The following is a 24473-nucleotide window of genomic DNA, read 5'->3' as shown; positions in this document are numbered from 1 at the left end:
TTCATATTTAATGTCATTATACATAAATTAATAAATAATACTATGGACAAAAATTATATGTTCAATGTACATATGTTAGGTATAATATTGACTATCCTTTTACTGACCCACCTGTTATCCCAGTCATAATCTTGTTTGATAATATTATGAACAGTATAAATGTAGGTAAGAATACAATGATTACACCTGCAAAAAGCGAAGCATAATCTCCTGTAACACTCATACTCTGAACAATGGACTGTAAACCTATGGCTAAAGTCCTTTTTTCCGCTTTGCTAGCAAATATCAATGCCCATAGATATTCATTCCATATACCAATAAAATTAAACATTGTTACTGTAATAATACCAGGTTGAGCTAATGGAAAAATAACTTTCCAAAATGCTTTTATATGGCTACATCCATCAATCAAAGCAGCCTGTTGAATTTCATTAGGTATCGTAGTAAAAAATCCCGTGAGATAAAATATTGTAAAAGGTACTGATGTGAAAATATAAATTAGAATTAGTGTAAATATAGATTCTGTCATATGTAATTTGCCTACCAACATGAACATAGGAACCATAATCATCGCTCCTGGTATTCCCATAGCAGATGCATAAGCAAGCCTTACAATATTCTTACCCTTGAATACATATTTTGCCATAATGTATGAAGCCGGTGCGGCGACGAATATGACTCCCAAACAGGCTGTAACAGTATATATGGCACTATTAAGAAAATACCTGCCTACATTATAGAGCTGAAATGTTTTAATATAATTTTTGAATTGTAATCCACTATGTAGTAATTTGTTAGTAAATATTTCCCTAGTTGTACTTAAGGAAGCAATAAATATCCAACCAATAACTATTATCGTGAATAACACCCATGCAACAACTATCAATCTCCCTAGAAACCTAGGAAACATATTTTTGATATTAGATAATTTGATACTTTTTAATTTTCCCTGCATAATATGCCTCCTTAATACTCATATTTTTCTTTGCTTATTACTGCGTTTAGAATAACAAAAACCAGTATGACTGATGCACAGAGAGCCACACCTATTGCTGCACCCATTCCAACATTGATATGTTCAGCTACCTGCTGTGTCTTGCTACCACCGAATATCATATTAAACATCAAGTTGGCTGGACTAAGTGTTTTTGGATCCATTCCTGATCCACTAAATACTCTAGACCATAAGAAAAAGTTTATTGCACCTAGACACCAAAATGTTATTGCAGTTCTTAATATATCTTTCATAAGAGGCAACGTGATTCGAAAGAACTTCGTAAAACTTCCTGCTCCTTCTAAATCAGCACATTCATAGAAATCTTTTGGAATCTTATCCATAGCAGCCATGATTATGACCATATAATATCCTACAGAACCAAAACAAAAAGCTATCATCATTGATGTAAATGCCCAATCCGGTGATGTCCATGGTATATCAGCAAGATTTTTCAGCCCAAGAGCTCCAAAAAAGCTTTTGAGAAAACCAAATCTTGAATTAAAAACATATTGAGTCCACATAACGACTAATGCAACTGGTGTAATTACATTAGGAAGATATATTGCAGCTCTGAAGAATTTCTTTGTCTTCATCTTTTGCAATACTCCAGCAAACAAGAATGCTATAATAAAAACACCTATACCCCCTATAAAAAGTATAGCCATGATATTCTTGTAAGAAATAACAAATAAAGGATTTTTAGTTAAGTCAATATAATTCTTTAATCCAATAAAGCTCCATTCACTAACCGGACTTGCCAAATTCCTTACTTTGTAAAAGGACATATGAACAGTACGAATAGTTGGATATAAAAAAAATATTAGATAGATCAATACCACAGGAGCCATGAACAGCACAATCATTTTTCTTTCATTTTTTTTCATATTTCCCATATCATCATTCTCCATTTTATATAAAGTTAGTCATACATTCAAAATCATAAGAATGCATGACTATGTAATTAGTAACCAACATTATTCAAATACTATTTAGCATATATTTTTGCTTCTTTTTTCATTTTTTCTATGAATTCTTCTGCAGTTGATTTACCAATCATGACATTAACCATCTCTGGTACTACTATAGCCTCTGCGAAATCTCCACTCAAATTAGCACCCCAGTTAATATTTTTATCAGCACCACTTACGATAGCTTGTGCATCAGCTATTGATTCAGGCCATTTTGTTCCAACAGTACAAGCTGTCAAACCAGCATCAGCAAAGGCTTGTTGTGTCTCTGTATCAACAAAGTATTTTAATAATTCAAATGTTGCTTCTTTATTGTCAGTTTTAGCATTAGCCAAGAAAGCTTGACCACCAAATGTTAGGTCTGTAATTTTCCCTTTTCCATTAGGTACTGTTGGGAATGTGAATTGTCCCCAGTTAAAATCTGGACCTGTAGTTGCAGATACTTCAGCTGGTAACCATGTTCCATTGAAATACATTGTAGCTTCATCAAGAGCCACTTGTTGTTGACCTGCTGGGAATTTATTTGTTTCTATTTCTGGTGCAAAATATCCTTTACTATGAAAATCTTCAAATGCTTTGATAGCTTGTACTACTAAAGGATCATCCCAACTTTCACCAGTCTTGTCTGAAACTAATTTTGCAACTTCATCATTTGTTATTGCTCTATCAAGATAATAAGAAAACATCATAGAATAATATGCATCATCCACAGTAATTGGTTTGAAACCAGCTTCTTTTAGACTTGCACATGCCGCATCAAGTTCTCCCCAAGTCTTAGGTACGCTTTTAATACCTGCTTTTTCAAAATGGTCTTTATTATAAAACCATGCAACAGCATATGGTGCATATGGAACTGAAAAATGACCACTCAATTCTACTCCATCAGCTAAAGATTTATCCCATTTTACTAATGATGGTAAAATAGTCTCTGCTAGTGTTTTTGATGGATCACTAATAGATGGTGATGAATATAATTCATCAAGATTCAATAAACTTTCCCCTAGAGATGTATACATACCAACTGGATCAGAATCAAAAATATCTAATTTTTGACCACCCTCAATAGCAGGAATAACTAGATCTCTAACACCTCTACCCTGCCATTGAACTTCTACTTTAACATCTGGATTAGCTTCTTCAAATCTTTCAACCGCACCTTTTAATATTTTAGCTTGTGGCTCATTTTCACTCCACATGGACCAATAAACAACCTCGCCACTTAAGCCGCTTCCTTTTTCCTGCGCTTCTTCTTCACCTGAATCATCATCTTTAGTTCCCTCGACCTTTTTATCTTCTGTATTACTACTTTCTTCTGCCTTATTCCCACAACCAACAAATGTACCCATTATAAGTAATGTTGAAAGTAATAAAGCCAATATTTTTTTGTTATTCATAACTACCGCTCTCCCTTTTTTATATTTAGCCAGTTGTTAATCAATAATCTTATTTTCTCTGACTACTTATATTATAATGTTATGAGCTTTTGTTTTGTATTAACTATAATTAGATATTTTTTGTATATTCCATAAGATAATTTGTACATAAATTAGATATTCTTTGTACATTTTTTAGTTATTTATGTATAACAAAAGCCACCCTAAGGTGGCATAATCAATAATAGCATTTAGTTTTCTTCTCTATAATTACCTGGAGTCTTACCAGTAAATTTTTTAAAGGTCTTTGCAAAATAAAAGTAATCATTATACCCTATTTCATCTGCAATCTCATTAATAGTATATTCAGTATCCTTTAATAATTCACATGCGTCAGACATTCTAAGGCTTGTTAAATATTGAGTAAAAGTCTTTTTTATTTCTTTTCTAAACATCTGGCTTAAGTAACTTGGATTTATAACAAATTTCTTGGATACACTTTGAATAGATATATCATTAGTATAATTTTTGTTAACATATTGCAGTACATCCCTAAAAGTCTTATTTTTAATTTTCTCTGGTTGATATTTTGGCTTTAGTTTCAGCTGGCTATTAAGCATATCTCTAAGATATATGATCATATCATCAGCTGATGTAAATATCCCTGTAAGCTGTTCATAGTTATAGATATACTTCTCATAATAATCTTCATCAATCCTGTAAAATAAAGACATTATCACATTATACATACGAAATAAAAGTTTTATATTATAATTACCTTTTTTAATTAACTGCGTGATATTATCTAGAATCTTATTAATAGTATTTATATCTTTTTTACCAGCACTATCCTCTAGTTTTCTAACAAAATTATCTATATCCTTGTTAATAATATTTTCAGTCATATATAAATCTCTTTTACCAGTAATGAAAAATTGATATGCTACCATTGTAGTATTTTCTATGTACACATTTATTTTATTATCTATAGATATTGTTGTACTCATTCCTATGGATTTAATATCTTCTGATATAATTAGGGTATTACATATATAATCTTTTTTATGGGCTGGAATAAGATATACATATTTATTAGGTCCCAATCTAAAATCAACATGATTGACACTTGTTGAGAATTGCAACTCATTCTTACCAATGGAGATTAATAGTATTACTTTATTATCAGAATATGAATCTATTACTTTGCTATCTTTTAATAACTTAATAAGATTTTCTCTATTATCTTCTGATGTTGTATCCAACAATGAATAATCATTTGTAATAGTAGTTACTTTCAATTTTTCTAGTTTCGATTTAACTTTCTTCAATATATTTATTATTTCATCATCATCAAAGGGTTTCAGACAATACCCCATAGCACCATATAACATTGCCTTTTGAGCATAAGCAAATTCTGCATAACCACTTACTACAATGAATTGAGTTTTCCCTGATATGCGTTTGCCCCGTTTAATTAATTCAAGGCCATTCATTTCCGGCATTCTTATATCAGTGAAAACAAGATCAGGTTTATGTTTATTAATGAATTCTAATGCATCCTTACCCGAAGTTGCTTCTCCTATAACGTTAAAACCATATTCCTGCCAATCAATACTAGCCTTTAGACTTTTAATAACCAGTCTTTCATCATCAACAATTAATATTCTGTACACTATTTCACCTTCCCTGGTAATTTGTAAGTAACCTTTGTCCCTTTGTCATATTCGCTGTCTATAGTTAAACCATAATCTGTGCCATATCTTAGCCTTATACGGTTATTAACATTATTAAGTCCTATACTTCTTGTATTCTCCCATAATGTAGAACTATCATCATTATCTAATTGTTTTCTGATATTGGCCGATGTTGCATCATCCATACCTTTTCCATTATCTTCTACAACAATTATCAAATTACCTTTTGAATCTATTTCTGCATCTATTACCAACTCTCCTTTATCCTTCAAAGGCTCCAATCCATAAAAAATAGAATTTTCAACAATTGGCTGCAATATCATCTTTGGAACATTACACAATAATGCTTCATCACTAATATCATATGTAACACTGAACCTATTCTCAAAACGTATGAGTTGTATGTATATATAAGACTTAACAACTTTTACTTCTTCCTCTAATAACACAGTGTCTAATCCTTTAGCACTATATTTAAAGACTTTCCCTAACGCTTTTGTCATATTTATTATCTCTGGCACTTCATTATCTGCTGCAATACCTTTAATTGACTCTAATGTGTTATATAGAAAATGAGGATTTATCTGACTTCTTAGGTAAGCTAATTCTGCCTGTTTAGTCTCAATTTCCGCTTCATATAGTTTGGAACTAGTATTCAGTAACCTGTGAGTCAGACTATTTACTTCCTCCATCATAGAATTGAATTCATGGGAAACTGATACCATTTCACTATAACCACCTAATTCAATTTTAGATTTAAGTCCTTTCATATTACCCGAGTTAATCTTAGCTGTGAATATCTTGAATTTTCTAAGAGGTCTTATTATATTACGTATTGTAATAAAAAATGGTATAGCCAATATTAAAAATGCAATAATAATTATCATTATTTGTCTATTTCTAATTACTGAAATATCATACAAAAGTTCATTTTTGGGTATTCTGCTTACTATTTTACCATCAATATAAGGTAGTTTTGCCATACCTACTATATATCTTTCATCATTAACTTTATCAAGAAAAGTTTCTTCATCATCCTGATTCAGTTCTTCAACATTCTCATCTATCCTATTATCATTACTCAAAAATATTTTTCCGTTACGGTCAATTAGATATAGATTAGTATTAGTCTGCTTGGATAATATTTTTTCTGTATTACCAACAATACTATTAACATCTAAAAATAAATATATAGTCCCAATATTTTCATTATATCTTCTATTAGGATCTATGGAAAAAACGTTTGTAGCTACAACAAAACATTTTTTATAATTATTGTCATCATTATATTCTTCCATCCCACTATAATAAATAGATACCCTATCTTTTAATATGAAATCTCTGTCAGCACAGATATTAGAACCTTCTTTTTTATAATATATACTTCCATCAGAACTTTTGATGGCTATATCAATTATACCTTTTTTCAAGTTCTTCATGTTGTTTAGATATTTATCAACTTCTTTGAATATTTCATATTTATCATCTAGTTTTTCTTCTATTAAATAATCTTGTACAATTTTATTGAATGCAATATTCTTGACTATATGATTAACCAAATCACAATTATTATCTACCTTTTTTTCAATCTGATATATCAACTCTTTAGCGTATTCATCATTTTTTTCTGTAAAAACACTATTAATCTGAGTATACACCGATAAAATGATAAAGAGTATTATCAATATAGTAGTTATTGCAATAATGAATAGTTGAATTTTTATTGATACTTTCTCTAGAAATTTCATGATTTATCCATCCTTATTTTATCTTAAAAATATAAATAAAGAATACCATAAAACAACAGCATATGAAAAGTTTTTATTTTTTTCGCCAATGTTTTTTCACTAGGTTTTTTAGTAGATTTCAATTATACAATATTTGACTAAGTACTTTTTCTGTGATATATTCACAATAGAGTGATTCTTTTTTTGTTCAAAAATATAATTCTTTTCAAATCATAAAATATAATTCTTGGGGGTTTTAGACTAATGCATTTTTTCAAACAATCAATTACTGTTGTTATAACATTTATGATTATATCCACTGTACTAACAGGTTGTGCGCAAAGCAAAGAAACTGATATAGAAAAAGATGTCCTACAAAAAATTCCAAATCCATATAAAGAAAAATTAGAGATTTCAATTTCATTCTGGGGTATTGAAAATGCTTTTAGAAAAGGCATGGACGATGCTCTATTAAAAGAAGTGGAAGAAAAATTCAATGTAACTTTTAAGCTCATACCAACTGATTGGTCTGATTGGAGTGAAAAGTATATTACCTATGCTGCATCTGGTGAATTGCCTGATGTATTTGCTCATGATATAATAGGTAATTCTATATATCATAATTGGATTAAGGAAGGACTAATAAGAGCAATACCAGAAGATCTTAGCGAATACCCTAACGTTGAAAAAATATTTAATCTAGCAGATGCAAAAAAAACAAAGTATGTTGACGGTAATTATTATATGATCCCACGACAAACATATAAATCAGTTAATAAATGGGCTCTTGACAGAGTAATCATGGTTAGAAAAGATTGGATGGAAAATCTAGGCATCAGAGACCCACAGAATTTTGAGGAATTCAAAGCAATGCTAAAAGCATTTGTTGAAAATGATCCTGACAATAACGGGAAAGATGATACTATAGGTCTTGTTATGAATAATATGAACTTTGCGGCACTTCTTTTTCTAGGCAGCTACCCAGAATTATCTAATATTCCAAGATGCTGGGTCAAAGAAGATTCAAAATGGATGCCTGCCTATGCTAATAGAACAGCTAAAGATGCCATTAAACAACTAAAAGAGCTTTACAATGAAGGATTACTTTATAAGAATTTTGCTATAGCTAATACAGAAGACGCAAAAAACAAATTTGCTGAAGGTAAATCTGGTGTCTTTTTCTATAGTAACGCCTATAATTATATCCCTGATTTGTGGAATAGATATAATCCTGACCTAAAATTTTTGGATGCTGTGAAATACTTACATATGTGGCCTGCTCCTGATGGTAATATCTATAAATACACAGAAGCTACATGGTGGTCCGAAAGCTATTTCAGTTCTAAATGCAGTGATGAGAAAATGAAAAGGATATTAGCTATCTATGATTGGACACTATCTCGAGAAGGTACATTAACTTGCAGATTAGGCATAAAAGGAAAAGATTGGCATGAAAAAGATGGCGAGATAGTGATTACACGTCCAAAAAATAAGGATGGTAATTATATTAATATGCTTGAATATTATCCATCTTTTGAAGTACTATCCAATATGGCAGCATGGCAACAAGATATAATGTATGAAAAAAATGTACTAAACAATTCTATATGCGGCGAAGATGTTGTCGATATGTCAATCAGCGAAATGGCATGGCATGATAATAACGCAAAAATAATCAATTACAATTATGATATTGTTTTCATGTCTACCCCTGCGAAAGATAGATTATCTAGAGTTAATATGAATGATGAATTGGTTAAGATTATCTTAAGTGAAAAAAACATTGATGAAGCTTATAATGATATGATTGAAAGACTAAATGAAAATGGACTGCAAGAAGCTATAAACGAAGTAACAGCCAAGGCAGCCCAATTAGGTTATTGATTATTGCTATTGTTGTTATCACTCTTCCATTGTTCAACAAGAGTATCTGGTTTTTTCCTGAACATTTTATTAAGTTCTTCAGAATAACCAACGATACATTTTTGACCATCTTGTGAAAAATACTCGATAAGGTCATTAATGTTTCTTTTATTCATTGATGTAATCTGGTATTTAGCTTTATTAGAAGATATAAATGTAATATTTGATTTTTCTATTATTCTATAATATCTAGTTACTCCTCTATATACCCACATTAACTCGTTAATAGGCATTACAAAGAATGTACAAGGACTATTAGCTATAATATAATTCTGTGTTACAGTAACAGAACCTTTTTTTAATGCGGTAGGAGATTTCATCTCTGTATCAACTTTCTCAAAAAACATCTCAAAATCACTACCATGTTGTTTTTTTAACTTTCTCATGCTCTTAGTATTCTTACAGAATATATATAAGAACACACAAATGAATATGAATAAGAAAAATAACATTAATATTTTTGATGTAAGTGCGTCAAATGGTGTTTCACAAGATAAGAAATCTTCATACATCAGTTCATTCAACTCTTCTGGAGAAATTGCATCTTCTAGTAATTCTTCTAATGTATCACGTAAGTTATTAGTGATTATTGAAAATGTACCTCTGAGTAAATATGGTGAACTACTAATCTCATTAACCAATTTATGATAGTCATCATCTTTCATAGATACAACAAGCATTTTTTCATTAAGGTTTATTCCGATATAATAAGTTTCTGAAACGGTAGAACCATTACGTTCAGTTGTAACACTACCAAGATCAATATAATTACTTATTTCCATCTCAATATAATCATTATTATCCATAGCTCTGTCAAAATCTTCAATGCTATTTATAACAGTTGGATTATTGGTATTGTCTTCATATGATGTCAAAGACTTATTGACTATCATACCCCCACTAATTAATAATATTGCTAAAATTAAAAACGTTATGTATTTCTTTTTCTTGTACTTTTTCATAAACTGCGGTGTTTCCATTAATATTTCCTCCTATTTTTGTGTAATTAACACTCCATAGGATATTAGCATATAGGGTATTATTTTGTCAATTAGACTAATTAATTATATTAAAATGTAGAATTAGACCTATACAAAAAATATACTATTTAATTTTTTGTATATAGTCATCTAACAACTTATATATCCACTTACTTAATTCAGGGAAATTATATCCTAAACTATTTGCATATTTTGTATCAAGATTAAAGGATTCCATTCCATTATATGGTCCTTCTTCACCTGATATTGAATATATAGCTTTTTTACTTATTTTCTTTTCTACATAATCTATTATTTCATGTAATGTTATAGTATCTGTATTATTGCCATTTATAGGTCCAGTAAAATCCTGCTCTACTATCCATGCAATAAATTGTCCTGCTTCTGTAGATTTTATAAATGGTATTTCTTCATCCAGGCAATCAATATGCATAGGATTCTCTTCTAAAATGCTCTTAACGTAGAAATACAATCGTTCAGTATAATCATCTTCTCCCACTACGTAAGGAAATCTAACTGCAACAGCTTCGAAATTAGAATATTCCTGAAATAGTGCGCATTCTGCTTGTCTTTTCACTTCTGGATAAGGATAATCCATACGTGAGCACCAATTGAGTTCATAAGTATTAGGGTTGAATTCACTTTCTGTAATACCCATATGCAGTTTATCATAAACTGAAGCTGTTGATGTCATAACATATCTTCCACATTTTATATTGTCCAATAGGTATTTAACATCATTGGAACAATATGCAAGGTTATCACAAACAACATCATAATATTTATCACCAAGCACCTGAGCCAAGCTATCTGGACTTGTACGTTCAATTATGATTCTATTGACTTTTCCCCCAAAACTGTCTTCTGTTAATCCCCTTGTAGCTATCGTTACATCATGTCCATTTTCTACTAATGCATTAACTAGATGTACACCAAAAAAACGTGTTCCTCCTAATACTAGTACTTTCATTTCATTCCTCCTGTCTGAAGCAGTTTATTCTATTATTAATACTAATGTACCAAATCTTTAGGGTAACTTTTATGTTCCATAAACCCATATTCAAGCATTAATTCATCAGTTAAATATTTGACTCCTTTACAATGTAGGTCACCAACACCTTCACTAATTAATTCATAAGTTTCAGAAGTATAAAAATAATCCATACTCTCATCTAAATCTTTTCCAGTTTCTTTTGAAAACTCAATGATTATTTTTTTGTATAAAGCTTGTAATAATGTTTTGTTCGCTTCCATAACTACACTTCCTCACTATTTTTATAGACTAAATATTTATTAATAATATTTTGATTTATTATACAGATTTGATGATTAGGCTTATAAAATTGTAATCTATTAAGAGTTTCTGCTTTATCTATTAATTTATCTTTGTAAAGTTCTATAGTATTATATACTCTATCATCAGCTATTCCACCTATAATCATATCGTATTCCAAATAACAAGTACTTCTGCCTCTACACTGTAATATAAAATCTAACCATTCATTATCATATTTTAAAAATTCTTTTACCATATAATTCTGTTTTATTTTATCAATAGATAATGAATATATATTTAGAATTCCTTTTTTACCTCTTCTTTTAAATTTAGTAGTCCAATTTACTGCTTGCTCTTTAATACCTGTCACATAAAATCCTTTACCAAAATCTAAAGCTTCTCTAGAAAAAGATATATTAGGGTTTTGCACTAGACAATAAGAACCATGATATACTATCATTTTAATATTCCCCTCTCATTAAGTACTTCAATCAAATCTTCTACTATATAATGTTTACTTTGAGAATGCAGAGGTTCATAACAAGGTATAATATAATTTTTAATAATATTGGAATCCTTGTTTAATAATTTATAAACAACTTTTGGACTTATTCCTAATTGTTCAGCTAAGCTTTCAATACAAAAGATTGTAAATTCTAATGTTTTTTTATCCATAAACTCACCTCATAAAATATAGTATAGTCTAATTATACTATACTATTAATATACTTCAAATTAAAATCATCTAACCAATAATTAAAATAACTTTTTCTATATATTTTAGTTATTAATATTAAATAAATCTGTTGATATAATTCTAGCACTTGAATACTATTTCTACAATAGGATAGTTATTATCTCCACATATGTAAATCATTTATGTATATATGTAAAGATAATCCAAATATTAGCAAGATATTAATAGAATACAAAGAGATGGTGAGATACAATTTTAATAAGGTTATATTTTTTTGAAGGATGGTGTTTAGAATTGAATAAAGTAATAGGAATAGATACAGGGGGAACATTTACTGATGCTGTCATTTACGATTATGACAGTATGAAGATTCTTGCTTCATGTAAAACCCCTACTACAGTAGAAAATCTTAGAATATGTATTAATAACGTATTAGATAAATTACCTGAAGAACATATGAACGATATCAGCACAGTATCTCTGTCAACTACGCTAGTAACCAATGCTTGTGTTGAAGGCAAAGGCGCAAGAGGGAAATTAATATTAATTGGGTCTAAACCAGAAGAAATATCAAAATATGGACATGACTATGGTCTTCCATCTGTAGATGATATATTATTTGTTGATGGAGAGGTTGATACTCAGGGAAATATAATATCTACACCCGACTGGGACAAGTTCAAAGAAGATATAGTGAAAGAACAAAACATGGTTGATGGGTATGCAGTTGTACAAGTTTTTGGAGTCATCAATCCCGTTTTTGAATTAGAAGCTAAGAAAGTCATAAAAGAGATTAATAACAAACCAGTAATATGTGGACATGAACTATCTTCAAAACTTAATTACATGAGAAGAGCGGTAAGTAGCTTACTTAATTGTAGGATAGTTCCAATATTCAATAATTTTTTAGATGCAATAAAAGATAATTTGATGAAAAGAAATATTAATGTGCGTATAGTCATAGTACGAGGTGATGGTTCCATCATGACAGAAGAATATGCAAGAGAAAAACCAGTGGATACGCTACTATCAGGACCTGCCGCCAGTGTATCAGGTGCTTTGAAACTTAGTAGTCTCAATGATGGTATTGTACTTGATATGGGTGGAACTACTTGTGATCTTGCCATTGTAGAAAATAATCAAGTCAACCTGGAAGAAACAGGTGCTAACATCAGCGGTTATAAAACGTCAACACCATCAATAGACATGAGTACAATCGGTTTAGGTGGAGATAGTGAGATTATCGTTGATAAAAATGATAATCTTGTTGTTGGTCCTAGACGAGTTGAACCTATCTGTAGCCTAGCTAGTAAATATCCACAGATTAAAACCTATCTAGAAGAATTAGTTAAAAATAGTAATACCCATTCAAGACCTTTAGGAGTTTTTTGTTATCTTATAAAAGATAAAAGTGAAATTTCATATGAATCTCTAACCCATAATGAAAAGATTATAGTGGAAGCATTAAGTGATGCTCCTTTAGATATCTCTACCCTATGTGAATCGTGTGATATATCCATATATAATCTAAAATTAGATGGGCTGATCAATAACAGCATCATAATGAAAAGCTCCCTTACCCCTACAGATATAATGCATGTAAAAGGAGAATTCCATCAATGGGATGTAGAAGCCGCAACACTTGCTGTTAATCAGTTTGCATTACAATATGGTTTTGAAGCAAATCAATTATGTGAAAAAGTCTATGATACAATATGTGAAAACATTTATCTAATGATTGCTAATAAACTCATTGATTATGAAAATATCGTCCATTCAACAAACCGTACTAATAAAAAAACTAAGAATGAAGATAGAATATCATACGCAACCCAGCAAAAACTTCTAAGACACGCTTTCACAGGTCAAGGAAGATACTGTAATATTGATTTCAAAACAGACCTACCTCTGATCGGGATAGGTGCTCCATCTAAAATATTTTTACCAAGAGTTGCAGAAAGATTAGGTACCAAATGCATTATTCCCAAATATGCTCATGTAGCTAATGCAATGGGAGCAGCCGCTGGCGAAATATCTGTAAGTGTTGATATTATAATAAATCCTGTATATGAAAATAATATGCTCCTATACTATAATGTCATAGTACCTGGAAATATAATGCGATATGATGAATACGAAGATGCTGAAAAAGCTGCTATAGAAAAAACATATGAATATACTAGAAAAACTGCTATTAAGCGAGGGGCTATAAATCCTGTAATTGAGGTAACTAAACATGAAAAAAGAGCCAAGATATCCACTGATAATATAGAATCTTCCACTCCAGTAAAAGAAAATTTCCTTATTTCTGTTATAGTTACTGGTAAAACTAAATGTAATCTATCAGACATCAGAGCTTTATGAATAATAGCTATCTATCTTGAATAATATAAATAAAGCGGCAGATAACATATTTCACACTATGTTATTTACCGCTTTTATAAGCCCATTAACTATTGATTTCTATTAGCACATTATTTAAATTAAAAATTATTCCGTATCATCTCTTATGATGTTGCTACCAATAAAGTATTTGTATATAGATAATCCTGCTATACTGATTAATGGGGTCAAAATAAATCCAATTACATGAATAATTGATCTTGTAACTAAAAATGCTGTCTTACTTAATTCCATACCTAACCAACCAGGTAAAGAAATTAATAATGTTATAGGTATCATTCCAGTGAGCATTGCAACTACAAAATATTTTATCATGGTGCTTTTATCCCTCATATAAAATTCTTTGCTTCTTGAAACTAATCCACTATCTTTTTCCATTACAAGAATGTATTTCGCTAAGCAGAATCTAATTAGTATATATAAATATACAACTATAAGCGCTATACCAAAAATCAAAGCAAAAAATGGTGATCGTAAAATAATCTGTATGAAAGAGTATATTACTAAAACTCCTAACATTATACCACCAATTATAAGGTATCCAAGAATAAATCTAGGAAGTTTCTTGATTGAATCAACAATGACTTCTTTTATATTATAATCTTCTGCTTCATAAGCCTTATTTATTATTGTAACCACAACAATTGTTAATAAAGCTGTTACCAGCATTTCAATAATAGTAAAAAACGCACCTGATAGTGCTGCTCCTGTATCTTTATTTGGATAAACACTGTATTGTTTATATGTACTGTACACATTAAATAAAATCAAAATGAATTGAATTACATATAATTCTACACCACATCTACTAATTATATTTTTTATATCACTCTTTACGTCTTCAAACGTTATTTCTTTCATTTATCTATCCTCTCCATATTGTCTTATAATCTGCTTCTTATGTTATAATTCTAGTAAACTGGCTGTATTATTTCTTCACACCATCCCATTTATATATCCTATACAATTATAGCAAATTAAGTTACATAAATCAAATATGTTCAATACACATTTCATCAGTAGAACAGTACTAACATTACAAATTACGCATAAATAAAACTCTTTAATTGCCATTTATATCAAACAACAATCAAAGAGTTAAATATTTAATCAAGCTAATTACTTTTTATTTTTATACCCAAACTATCATCAACAATCTTAACTACTGCTTCATTCATTAGTTTTTGTATCAACTCCTCATATTTTTCATCAATGTATCTAGTCCTTATCATATCTTTCTTATCTTCAAAAGAATAATAACTCCCTTCTTTTCTACTGATACATTTGATAATATAAAAAGCCCCATTATAGTCTATAACATCACTTATCTCATTAACTTTCAATCTAGAAACTGGATTATATATACTATATTCAATTTTTATATCATTCCTTGCTGTAGTTTCATCAAATACTCTATCTATGACATCAATTTTATAACCATTTTCCTCTATGATATTCTTCAGATCTACCATATTATCAAATATATTATCTTGAGTGTCAATTAACTCTTTTATATCTGAAACTGTCAATTTTTCATCCCGTCTATCTAGTGGTGATATTTTTATTAATCTTGTTTCAATGCAATCTTGTTTCTTATAATCAAGATACCGTTCTTTACTATTATCATAGTATATCTTCAGTTTTTTATCATCAATTGCATATTCATCTGCTGCCAATATTCCTTTTAACAGTAATACTCTTTTACTGTGTAAATAATTATAATAATCATCTTCTTGAAATTGCTTAGGTCCATAGATGATTTCACCTTTATCTACAGCTTTTTTCCTTCTTTCATTCTCTTTGATGAAGCTTCTATGATAAGTTTTGTAAGAGATATCTTCCACTATGTTTTTCTCTCTGAACAATAGTTGCTCAATCTTAATTCTTATCATATAAGCTAAATCTTGAGAAGAAAAACATTGCTTGAACTCTCTTAGAGATACAGGTTCATCATTTATATAAGCTACAGTTTTATCTGCATCAATATCCACCTTATCTTTTGCGACTATAACTATAAACAATAACGAAAAAGTCATGATGACGGTAATAATGATAGCCAGCTTCTTTACATTAATACATCTTTTTTTATTTTTCATATTTACTCACTCATTACCTGAAAATCGTCTCCATACCCTGCACCTGTTCCTGTATCTGGTCTATACATGTATATTATTGCGCTAGTATTGAATCTTCCAGTAGTAAATTGTACATTTCCCTGAGTATAGGATGTTGAATCAATAGTGATGCTAATAGAATCACCACCATATTCCTTGACTCCAAACCTAAAATCATCTCCTTGATTCTCTACTTTCAACCACCCTGTAAGAGTGTAAGTTTTTTGTGGTTCAACATTAATAACCTGCTCCCATGAACCATATTTATTCACCTTACCACAATAACTGCCTGAACGTTGATTACTGCTGGAAATAGAAGAATTCCAAGCATTCCAAGAATCTCCGTTTCCTGTTTCAAGTCCTTCGTTCTTAACTAGATTGACAACAGGTTGTTGTTGGTTCAAATTAACTGCCATATCATCAACATATCCTGCTCCAGATCCTGTATTAGGTCTATGTGCATATATTATAGCTGTAGTTGCAGATGCACCTGTAGTGAACTGGATACTGCCTTGTGTATAAGATGTAGAATCAACGGTTGTATGAATTTCATTTCCACCATAATCTTTGACACCTAACCAGAATTCATCACCTTGATTCTCTACTGCCATCCATCCTGTCAAAGTATATGTTTTATTAGGTTGTACACTAATAACTTGTTCCCATGAACCATATTTGTTCACTTTTCCACAATAATTACCAGTACGCTGATTACTACTTGAGACTGATGAATTCCATGGATAGAAAGGTGAACCTTGTCCAGTTTCAAAGCCTTCATTTTTAACCTTGTTAACATATTCAGGACCTGTAATATCTCCTACTGGATACTCAAAAGCTCCAATATCAGGCTTATCATAATATAAATCATTTCCCCAGTAATCTTTGCCACCGCTATATAAGATAGGAGTACCTGAATTTATCAAACTTGAATTAGGATTTAATTTGTAGCCATCCACTGTGTCTATACCTAATCCACCACTTCCACCATTAATGAATTGTGGATCATCTGTATTCTTGTTAGGGTCATTTGGATGGTTATTATAACCATAATAATTATTGTGACTATATGTAATATTAGAAGGCCAAGTTACTGATTTTGAAGTACCAAGATTGTAAAAAATATTATTGGACACTTTCATATCACCTGAACCAGTATATCTCCACGGAGTAGTATTTAACCCCTGCCCTATATAGAATACGTTATTATAGACATGTCCAGATGACTTACCTGAAGTAGATAAAACACCCGCTCTATCATTTTGACTTATATTATACCTTACAACAGAATCATTAGATTCATCTTGACACATCAACATGAATCCACCTTCATTATCATGACTATAGTTATACTGGTATAACGTTCTATTGCTATAATCACAATCAAAAGCTTGACCATCACCATTGTACTTAGTACCATATACTTCATTGTATTGGAACAAAGCATCATCACAACGCCATGGCCATACTCCTGCACTATATTGACCAGCAGCAGCTGTTGTTGTATTACAACCATTAGCTACATTATATTCAATGATAGGATAATCACAGAACATAGGAACTATAGCATCTCCACCAGCTGCTTCTACATAATTGTTTCTAATAACTACATTGTCAGAAGAATAATCTTCTATTATATGTTGAGGATATCTGCCACCATAACCATCATACAATGAACACCATGAAGTAAAACCAACAGAGATAGCTGTTCTATTGACATTTTTTACCGAGCAATCTTCTATCAATATATCATTGAACTTAGTTTTTATAGAGTTTCCTGTTATAACAAAGAATATTCCACCATTGCCTGTATCTTTTTTAACACTATCACCATTAACACTATGAACATCCAGATTTTTTAGATAGATATGATTTGCTACCCCATAGTCATGAGCCTCTACCTTCACTCCTGTTCTACCAGTTAGTTCAGTAGCACCCTGATTAGTTATCTCTAGGTTATTGATCTCCCAATATTGTTCATTATATAGATATAACGTAATCAGTACCTGACCCTGTCCATTAATTATTGGTTTATCCCCACTACCATACATATCAATAATTATTGGATTACCTTCTGTACCTGAACCCCTAGGTTTCAACTGACCATTCCATACTCCACCAGCTTTTAACAATATCTTATCCCCTGGTGCAAATACCATTGAATTGATTTTCTCCAGAGACTTCCAAGGAGTATTAACACTCACCCCATCATTGGTATCATTTCCGTTAACAGAATCAATATAATATGTTGTTCCACTTGCTTGTACCGATAATGGACGAACCACCATGATACTTAAAATTAAACCAACCGCTAGAATAAAATGAAATGTTTTAGATACCTTTTTTCTCATACAATACAATTCCTTTCATGTAATATTTTAAAGAATATATAAGCTTAGTTGAATTGCAAATTATTATCCCCAATTATAGTATCAATATATATCCTTTCAAACATATTATCATAAGATTCTTAAAACAAGTATGGACGATTATTATAATTTTATATATAATTATTAGATTTTATAGGTATAATTATTAGTATATAAAAAAATGTCAAAAGAAATTTGAAACTTTTTGGAATGGTTAATAGTCTAATTAGTGAAATTGAAATTTCAATTACATAAATAAGGACGTGAAAGTATGACCTTTGGTCTTAGAAAGAAAAGTTACGTCAAAGAGAGGGAGGATAAATTTCTATCTTTGATTAATGATAACCAAGAAAAATTATATAAAATTGCATATAGCTATGTGAAGAATAAAGAGGATGCTTTAGATATCGTACAAGAATCAGTTTACAAAGCGTATATCTCATATCATAAAATAAAAAAAGTGCAATACGAAAAAACCTGGTTAACGAGGATTCTTATTAATACTTCTATTGACTTTATTAATAAGAACAGGAAAATAGTATCAATAGATATGAGTTACATTGAAAATATGAGTGGTTCCAGTAATGAAAATCTGGATACGAAACTTATTGTCAGAGAAGCTCTGGATAAACTTACTGAAAAACAAAAGACCATAATCATTTTAAGGTTTTTTGAGGATATGAAGCTTGAGGAAATCGCAAATGTTTTAGAGTTACCAATAAGTACTGTGAAGACAATACTATATAGAACTCTAAAGGAAATGAAATTTGATTTGAAGGAGTAGAAATTATGAATAAAAACGGCTTGTTTGATTTAAAAAAAGATTATGATGGAATCCAAATTCCTACAGAACTTAACGAGAATATACAGGCAGGTATAGAAAGAGGGCGTTTACAAATGAATAAAGAAACTAAGAATAACAAACATACAATACTTAAAATATGTGCTAGTTTTGTTGTTGCTCTAACATTGGTTACAGCAGGAGTCAATATGTCATCATCCTTTGCAAAATTTTTAGAGGATATACCTTATATTGGCAATCTTGTAAAGGTTCTTCAATTCAATAATGGCAAATCAGATGGCGGGTCAACAACAGATGGAACAGATATAAGCGGTATAGATTCCTTTGAAGAAGAAGGATATGAAAATATTATTATAAACTTCTCTCAGAATGATGAGTTACAAGAAAATGTGGGAGCATTTAATGTAAGTTATAATGAAAATCCATATACAATGACATTTGAAATAGGTGGTGCTAGAAGTTTCTCTGCTGAAGAAAACTTCGAAAAACTGCTAGACAACAAGTATGTGAAAGATGTTTATAAAATTATTACTTTAGATGATTCTTTGATTAGATTCGTGATTGAATTCAATGGTCCAGTTGAGTACAAGGTAGAAGAAAGAAAATCTCCAGCAAGTATAATTGTTGGATTAAGAGAAGATAAGGATTATCAAGAAAAGAAAACTTATTCATTAAGAACTCAATCATATGAATATGGTGAAACTTTAGGTTCTTTGGAAGAAGGCTTCATAGCTGATTATGAACCAAGAATCCTTAAGGACGAAAATGGATTATTCTTTGTGGAAATTGGATCTTTTGCAACAAAAGAAGAAGCTGATAAGGAATTAGCTGAGTTAGCTAAATCAATAGATACAGAATTATTAGTTGAAGAAAGAACTACCACTAATCCTGAATCAGACACTAACGCTTCTAATGAATCAGCATATTCAGTATCTATTTCAGAAGATGGAAATCAGTACTATGGAAAAGTGGAGATTCTCAGTGAGGGACTTAGTATCTATAATGCGGAAGATAACGAAACAGTAAAATATGACTTTAAAAATATACAGCTAACAAAATCATCAGGAGAAAATTCTTTTGTTTTGGAGATTGAATTAGATGATAAAAATATAATGATTACTGGAGTGTATTCTGATTTTTTTGAGGAGCTTGGAAAGTATACAGTAGTTGAGTAATAATACTATTACATTATTTTTATAATGTTTACCATATAAACCCCATTATTCTAGGAATGATGGGGTTTTGTTTTTATGTATTCAATTAGTTTTGTTTTCCAATTACTATCCTTATAATAGAATTTCATATTTCTTTTTGCTTCATTATAACCAATAATATCTGCTACAGTTAATATGGCGACTAGCTGACTGGCAGATTGGGCAAATTTAGTATCAGCATTAATTTTATTATAGATAAAGCTACCAAAACCCTCTTTTTCAGTACCATTTTTCATTTTATCAACACTATTAGCTAATGGTAATTCTTGTTTATTTTTAAGGAAGTCTAAAATATTATCCAGATCATTATCTGAGAAAATTGAAGTGTGCTTAGAACCTTTTGAAAATACCCTGTAGATTGTTAATCCTTCATCTTCACAATACTTCCATTTGAATTTTTTAGCTTTTCCTCCCAGGGTTTCCCCTTCTAAAAAAGTCATATTTATATCTAACTTGGCTGCTTTGCGACAATAAGCATCTGCCTTTATATGATTAGCTAATTGGTCATTTTTGTTTGGTTCAAGTTGTAGTAGTGCTACTTTAAGATTCATGGGGGGGTACCTCCTTACTTTGCTAAATATACTAAATTAACAATATTTATTATTAAAATATTTTATATACATGTTATAAAATATCTTGTAATCTCTTATCAATATATTTCTTTATTTCTAGCTCACTGTTCAATGTATTTATATCAATCTCAGATATTCTTAACACTGGTTTATGTAGATATTGTGGAATTACCAAATCCCTAATCGAATCAAAGTATGCTCTTTGATATGCTCTACCATGCTTAAAAGGGAATTCTTTAGTAGGTTTCCTATATCCGACCTGTCCTTTTTTAAGTGCTAGTATATGATTATCTTTGCACTTATTAATATAACTCTCAATATCATAACCTAATCTTATGTTTGTAGCATCTTGTATAATTTCAAGAGTTTGCAATCTAGATTTTGTAAAATGTTGTAGTTCATCAATCTCCAACACCAAATCCAAGCTATCAAAATATGCATCCGTACGCAGTTTACATTTTCTCTTACTTCGCAAACCGTCAAAATCGCCATTTAGATTAACAAAAATATCGTTCAATACGTCTTTTATTATATTATCTTCAACATTCAAATGACTGTTAATTAACCTTTCAAATGTTTTTTGGTTATTAGCTTTTACCCCTATTATCTCTTCTGTCAATTTTATTATGTTGTTTTCAAATTTTCCCATATGTACTCCTTATTATATGTATTTAATAAGTCTGATATTAACTTTATTCCACCTAATTTAAAAAGCTATGTATAAAGTACTATCTCTTAACATCCCCATAAACTCTTTATTTTCAATCAGTCTATAACCTTCTTCTATAGAATTATCATGCTTTTTCCTTGTATATGTTATCCATTTTGGATTTCTTAATCTACTCAATTCATTATCTGATACTATATTTAATAATTTTTTATTGTATAATTCATATATTAGAAAATCGTTAGATTTAAATGTAATTGATCTGTGATTCATAGCTCTATAATCTTTATTGCTATACATCTTATTTATTGCATATTTATTAAAATCATATGTATCTCTATCATTTGTAAATATAGTAATATTCTTCAATATTATCCATATAAAAAAAAGCTAAAATTAAGGAAAGTACACATATAGATATTTCACCAGCATTCTTTTTCCTTTCCCTACCATTTGAAATAATTTCACCTTTGAATCCTTCTTTATAAAGAGTATCAATCCAGATTTGATAATCATCTAATTCTTCAATAGGTTTATTCTTTAATAAATTTCTTTTTATAAAACTCTCAAGAGGTTTTATACTTCCACAAGAATATAGAAAAAAGTTAAATAAAATTGCATCCTTGTAATCTACTAATTTTATATAATCTAATTCATCAATATAGCTAAAATTTATAATCTCCATTTGTTTTAATTCATTCACATAGTTTTTTCTATACTCACTATCTTCTATTTCTGTTTTTATCCATCCTGGAATTAATACTAAATCATAATCCTCAAATAATTGTTTAATATCAACTTGTTCTTTGATTTTTAGAAAGAATTCCACAGAATTATTGTCTATTAAACAAATTTTAAGTGACTTGCCCAATAATAATTCCTTTACTTGGGTGATACTAGTTACTATCATCGGGCAAATCCTCCATTATTTTCTTTACAGTTTTTTTTATGTTTAATAGATGTTTGTAATTTTCTTCATGATAAGTTACATCTGGATTATTATTAATACTTTTAATTATCTCCTTTTCTAAATCGATTATATCAAATATATTTGATGGTCTAACTAACTCAGAATCCAATCCCAACTCTTCAAACTTACTAATCAAATTATTAGGTTGATTGTCAAAGTTGTCTAATATACTTTTCATCAATTTTCTATCATCATACTTCCAATATGAATCTTCATATAATTTGATGAGAATTGCTTTGTATGGAGCTTTATAAATATCCATACACTTCATTATTCTATCAATGAAGTTATCATCATCCAAAGAATAATAGTAATCGTACACATTACCTAAAATCATATTTGCTGCAAAATAATCAGCTATTCTTTCATTCATTACCATATCTATTTTTATTTCATGTGATTTATCTTTAATATTATTATCATAAAACAAATGATATATCTCATGCCAAGCCACAAAATATTGATAGACTCTTGGTTGGGCAGTATTTATTACAGGGATTGTTAATTTATTTTTTACAATAATTGCACCACCAAAATATTTATCTTTAATAGGAATCTGAATCAAATTATTTTCTTTTAATATTTTAAAAGCAAATTTATCAGTACTCGTCACAACTGAAGTATTAAATCTTACCTTGGTTTCATTGACTAGACGAAGAACATCATCTTTAATCTTTTTATTCATCTGTATAACTTCATTTAAATTTTCACTAGTTATTATATCTGACAAATTATCACCTACCTCTTATAGTACATTTCAAAAAGACTTATTATATCATCTAGGATAATAAACATCTCGTTTGTTTCATACATTCTTTTCTTATCTTTTGGACGATTATCGGAAAATGCATCTGTCGGCGTATCACTATTCTTAACTTTATCCTCTAATAATTCTACTTTACTAATATTGTATTTTTGAATAATCTTTTGTAAATGAGTATTAAAAGTTGTTTTGCTATCTATCTCACCATTAATTAATTTATCTAATGTTGGTCTTGAAATATTGGTATTTAAAGCAAAACCCGATTTAGTATAACCATTTTCTTTAAGATAATTTAGTATATTTTGACCTACTTTACTTCTTCTTTGAAAAAGTATCTCTATATTATAACTTTTCACTAAATTCATCCTTTTCACTTCCTCTCTAGAAAACTGTATACTATTATTATATACTATTTATGTAAAAAAATATACATTTGTAAATTTTTTTTTTACATTTTTAATATTGTCCTCCTATATGTTTTATCTTACTTGTTCTTTTAATCCTTGCTTAATAATATAAAACTTATCTTCACCTATAAATTTCATACCCTCATTATCTATTCTTAAAGCACCATCTTCAGGTATAGCATATATTTTATCTATTTCATATTCTTTAATTATTTGATACAAATTTTCATCATGCTCATTAGTATAATGCACATCAACATTAATACCATTAGTTAGGTCTATTCCTATTTTATCTTGTGCTAAAGTAACATCATCTTCTTGATTAATCATTGTGACCTTATCAAATTCAATTCCTATATCATGAAACCAAGATAAATTAACTTTTTTATATTTTTCACATTTGTTTTTATCTTGTGGAGATGTTGGTATAAAAGTAATGCTATTTTTGTTCTGTAGTACTGAATTAAATTCTTCCCCTAGACCATTTTTGAACCCAAGTCCTCCGCCTAGTAAATACATCATATTAACTATCATTCCTT

General features: G+C 29.7%; 24 protein-coding genes. 4 read left to right on the top strand and 20 right to left on the bottom strand.

Annotation, left to right across the window (positions count from 1 at the left end; all coding sequences use genetic code 11):
- Positions 1 to 91: 91 nt before the first annotated feature.
- From ACX6CF_RS17455 to ACX6CF_RS17435, 5 genes are all read right to left on the bottom strand, one after another.
- The gene (locus ACX6CF_RS17455; RefSeq protein ID WP_458786642.1) at positions 92 to 955 is read right to left on the bottom strand and encodes a carbohydrate ABC transporter permease; all 864 of its coding nucleotides are present in this window, start codon (positions 953 to 955) and stop codon (positions 92 to 94) included.
- 11 nt (positions 956 to 966) lie between these two features.
- Entirely contained in the window at positions 967 to 1890 is a 924-nt protein-coding gene (locus tag ACX6CF_RS17450; RefSeq protein ID WP_458786641.1) for a carbohydrate ABC transporter permease, read from the bottom strand.
- Positions 1891 to 1982: 92 nt separating this feature from the next.
- Positions 1983 to 3359 (bottom strand): ABC transporter substrate-binding protein, encoded by a 1377-nt coding sequence (locus ACX6CF_RS17445; RefSeq protein ID WP_458786640.1) that lies wholly within the window; start codon positions 3357 to 3359, stop codon positions 1983 to 1985.
- 230 nt (positions 3360 to 3589) lie between these two features.
- Entirely contained in the window at positions 3590 to 5011 is a 1422-nt protein-coding gene (locus ACX6CF_RS17440; RefSeq protein WP_458786639.1) for a response regulator transcription factor, read from the bottom strand.
- The gene (locus ACX6CF_RS17435) at positions 5011 to 6780 is read right to left on the bottom strand and encodes a sensor histidine kinase (protein WP_458786638.1); all 1770 of its coding nucleotides are present in this window, start codon (positions 6778 to 6780) and stop codon (positions 5011 to 5013) included. Before ACX6CF_RS17435 ends, ACX6CF_RS17440 begins: the two co-directional genes overlap by 1 nt.
- Positions 6781 to 7023: 243 nt before the next feature.
- Here ACX6CF_RS17435 and ACX6CF_RS17430 point away from each other — a divergent pair, with 243 nt between their 5' ends.
- Positions 7024 to 8643 (top strand): extracellular solute-binding protein, encoded by a 1620-nt coding sequence (locus tag ACX6CF_RS17430; protein WP_458786637.1) that lies wholly within the window; start codon positions 7024 to 7026, stop codon positions 8641 to 8643.
- Here ACX6CF_RS17430 and ACX6CF_RS17425 read toward each other — a convergent pair.
- The 5 genes from ACX6CF_RS17425 to ACX6CF_RS17405 all read right to left on the bottom strand — a co-directional run bounded on the left by ACX6CF_RS17425 (position 8637) and on the right by ACX6CF_RS17405 (position 11634).
- On the bottom strand, positions 8637 to 9662 hold the full coding sequence (locus ACX6CF_RS17425; protein ID WP_458786636.1) for a DUF6709 family protein: 1026 nt from the start codon (positions 9660 to 9662) through the stop codon (positions 8637 to 8639). The two genes, ACX6CF_RS17430 and ACX6CF_RS17425, sit on opposite strands and share 7 nt — an antisense overlap.
- A 124-nt stretch (positions 9663 to 9786) precedes the next feature.
- Positions 9787 to 10653, bottom strand: coding sequence for an NAD-dependent epimerase/dehydratase family protein (locus tag ACX6CF_RS17420; protein WP_458786635.1), 867 nt, complete (start codon positions 10651 to 10653; stop codon positions 9787 to 9789).
- Positions 10654 to 10694: 41 nt separating this feature from the next.
- Positions 10695 to 10937, bottom strand: coding sequence for a DUF3791 domain-containing protein (locus ACX6CF_RS17415; protein WP_458786634.1), 243 nt, complete (start codon positions 10935 to 10937; stop codon positions 10695 to 10697).
- A 2-nt stretch (positions 10938 to 10939) separates the two neighbouring features.
- Positions 10940 to 11419 carry a DUF3990 domain-containing protein gene (locus ACX6CF_RS17410; RefSeq protein WP_458786633.1) on the bottom strand — a complete coding sequence of 160 codons (480 nt, stop codon included), beginning with the start codon at positions 11417 to 11419 and terminating at the stop codon, positions 10940 to 10942.
- Entirely contained in the window at positions 11416 to 11634 is a 219-nt protein-coding gene (locus ACX6CF_RS17405; RefSeq protein WP_212692032.1) for a DUF3791 domain-containing protein, read from the bottom strand. The genes ACX6CF_RS17410 and ACX6CF_RS17405 overlap by 4 nt, the downstream gene beginning before the upstream one ends.
- 316 nt (positions 11635 to 11950) lie before the next feature.
- Here ACX6CF_RS17405 and ACX6CF_RS17400 point away from each other — a divergent pair, with 316 nt between their 5' ends.
- Positions 11951 to 14020 (top strand): hydantoinase/oxoprolinase family protein, encoded by a 2070-nt coding sequence (locus tag ACX6CF_RS17400; protein WP_458786632.1) that lies wholly within the window; start codon positions 11951 to 11953, stop codon positions 14018 to 14020.
- A gap of 126 nt (positions 14021 to 14146) precedes the next feature.
- On the opposite strand, the gene ACX6CF_RS17395 is transcribed toward ACX6CF_RS17400, so the two are convergent.
- From ACX6CF_RS17395 to ACX6CF_RS17385, 3 genes are all read right to left on the bottom strand, one after another.
- Entirely contained in the window at positions 14147 to 14920 is a 774-nt protein-coding gene (locus ACX6CF_RS17395) for a hypothetical protein (protein ID WP_458786631.1), read from the bottom strand.
- 254 nt (positions 14921 to 15174) lie between these two features.
- Positions 15175 to 16155: a foldase protein PrsA gene (locus ACX6CF_RS17390; protein WP_458786630.1), complete on the bottom strand. Its 981-nt coding sequence runs from the start codon at positions 16153 to 16155 to the stop codon at positions 15175 to 15177.
- A 2-nt stretch (positions 16156 to 16157) separates the two neighbouring features.
- Positions 16158 to 18521: a carbohydrate binding domain-containing protein gene (locus ACX6CF_RS17385; protein ID WP_458786629.1), complete on the bottom strand. Its 2364-nt coding sequence runs from the start codon at positions 18519 to 18521 to the stop codon at positions 16158 to 16160.
- A 289-nt stretch (positions 18522 to 18810) separates the two neighbouring features.
- On the opposite strand from ACX6CF_RS17385, the gene ACX6CF_RS17380 reads away from it, so the two are divergent.
- Entirely contained in the window at positions 18811 to 19323 is a 513-nt protein-coding gene (locus tag ACX6CF_RS17380) for a sigma-70 family RNA polymerase sigma factor (protein WP_458786628.1), read from the top strand.
- A 5-nt stretch (positions 19324 to 19328) separates the two neighbouring features.
- Complete coding sequence (locus ACX6CF_RS17375; RefSeq protein ID WP_458786627.1) at positions 19329 to 20516, top strand: hypothetical protein; 1188 nt, start codon at positions 19329 to 19331, stop codon at positions 20514 to 20516.
- Positions 20517 to 20566: 50 nt separating this feature from the next.
- Here the strand turns inward: ACX6CF_RS17375 and ACX6CF_RS17370 are convergent, their stop codons facing one another.
- The 7 genes from ACX6CF_RS17370 to ACX6CF_RS17340 all read right to left on the bottom strand — a co-directional run.
- Complete coding sequence (locus tag ACX6CF_RS17370; protein ID WP_458786626.1) at positions 20567 to 21106, bottom strand: hypothetical protein; 540 nt, start codon at positions 21104 to 21106, stop codon at positions 20567 to 20569.
- A 73-nt stretch (positions 21107 to 21179) separates the two neighbouring features.
- Positions 21180 to 21776: a hypothetical protein gene (locus ACX6CF_RS17365; protein ID WP_458786625.1), complete on the bottom strand. Its 597-nt coding sequence runs from the start codon at positions 21774 to 21776 to the stop codon at positions 21180 to 21182.
- A gap of 57 nt (positions 21777 to 21833) precedes the next feature.
- Entirely contained in the window at positions 21834 to 22163 is a 330-nt protein-coding gene (locus ACX6CF_RS17360) for a hypothetical protein (protein WP_458786624.1), read from the bottom strand.
- Complete coding sequence (locus tag ACX6CF_RS17355; protein WP_458786623.1) at positions 22135 to 22704, bottom strand: hypothetical protein; 570 nt, start codon at positions 22702 to 22704, stop codon at positions 22135 to 22137. Before ACX6CF_RS17355 ends, ACX6CF_RS17360 begins: the two co-directional genes overlap by 29 nt.
- A complete protein-coding gene (locus tag ACX6CF_RS17350; RefSeq protein WP_458786622.1) occupies positions 22691 to 23494 on the bottom strand; it encodes an ImmA/IrrE family metallo-endopeptidase in 804 nt (267 codons plus the stop codon). The genes ACX6CF_RS17355 and ACX6CF_RS17350 overlap by 14 nt, the downstream gene beginning before the upstream one ends.
- An 8-nt stretch (positions 23495 to 23502) precedes the next feature.
- On the bottom strand, positions 23503 to 23883 hold the full coding sequence (locus tag ACX6CF_RS17345; protein WP_458786621.1) for a hypothetical protein: 381 nt from the start codon (positions 23881 to 23883) through the stop codon (positions 23503 to 23505).
- A 123-nt stretch (positions 23884 to 24006) separates the two neighbouring features.
- Positions 24007 to 24473 (bottom strand): hypothetical protein (locus tag ACX6CF_RS17340; RefSeq protein WP_458786620.1); only part of this gene is annotated, 467 nt, incomplete at its 5' end.

The organism is Vallitalea sediminicola (assembly GCF_054408565.1).
Note: the sequence above shows the minus strand (reverse complement) of the source record. Positions and strands in the feature narration are given on the sequence as shown.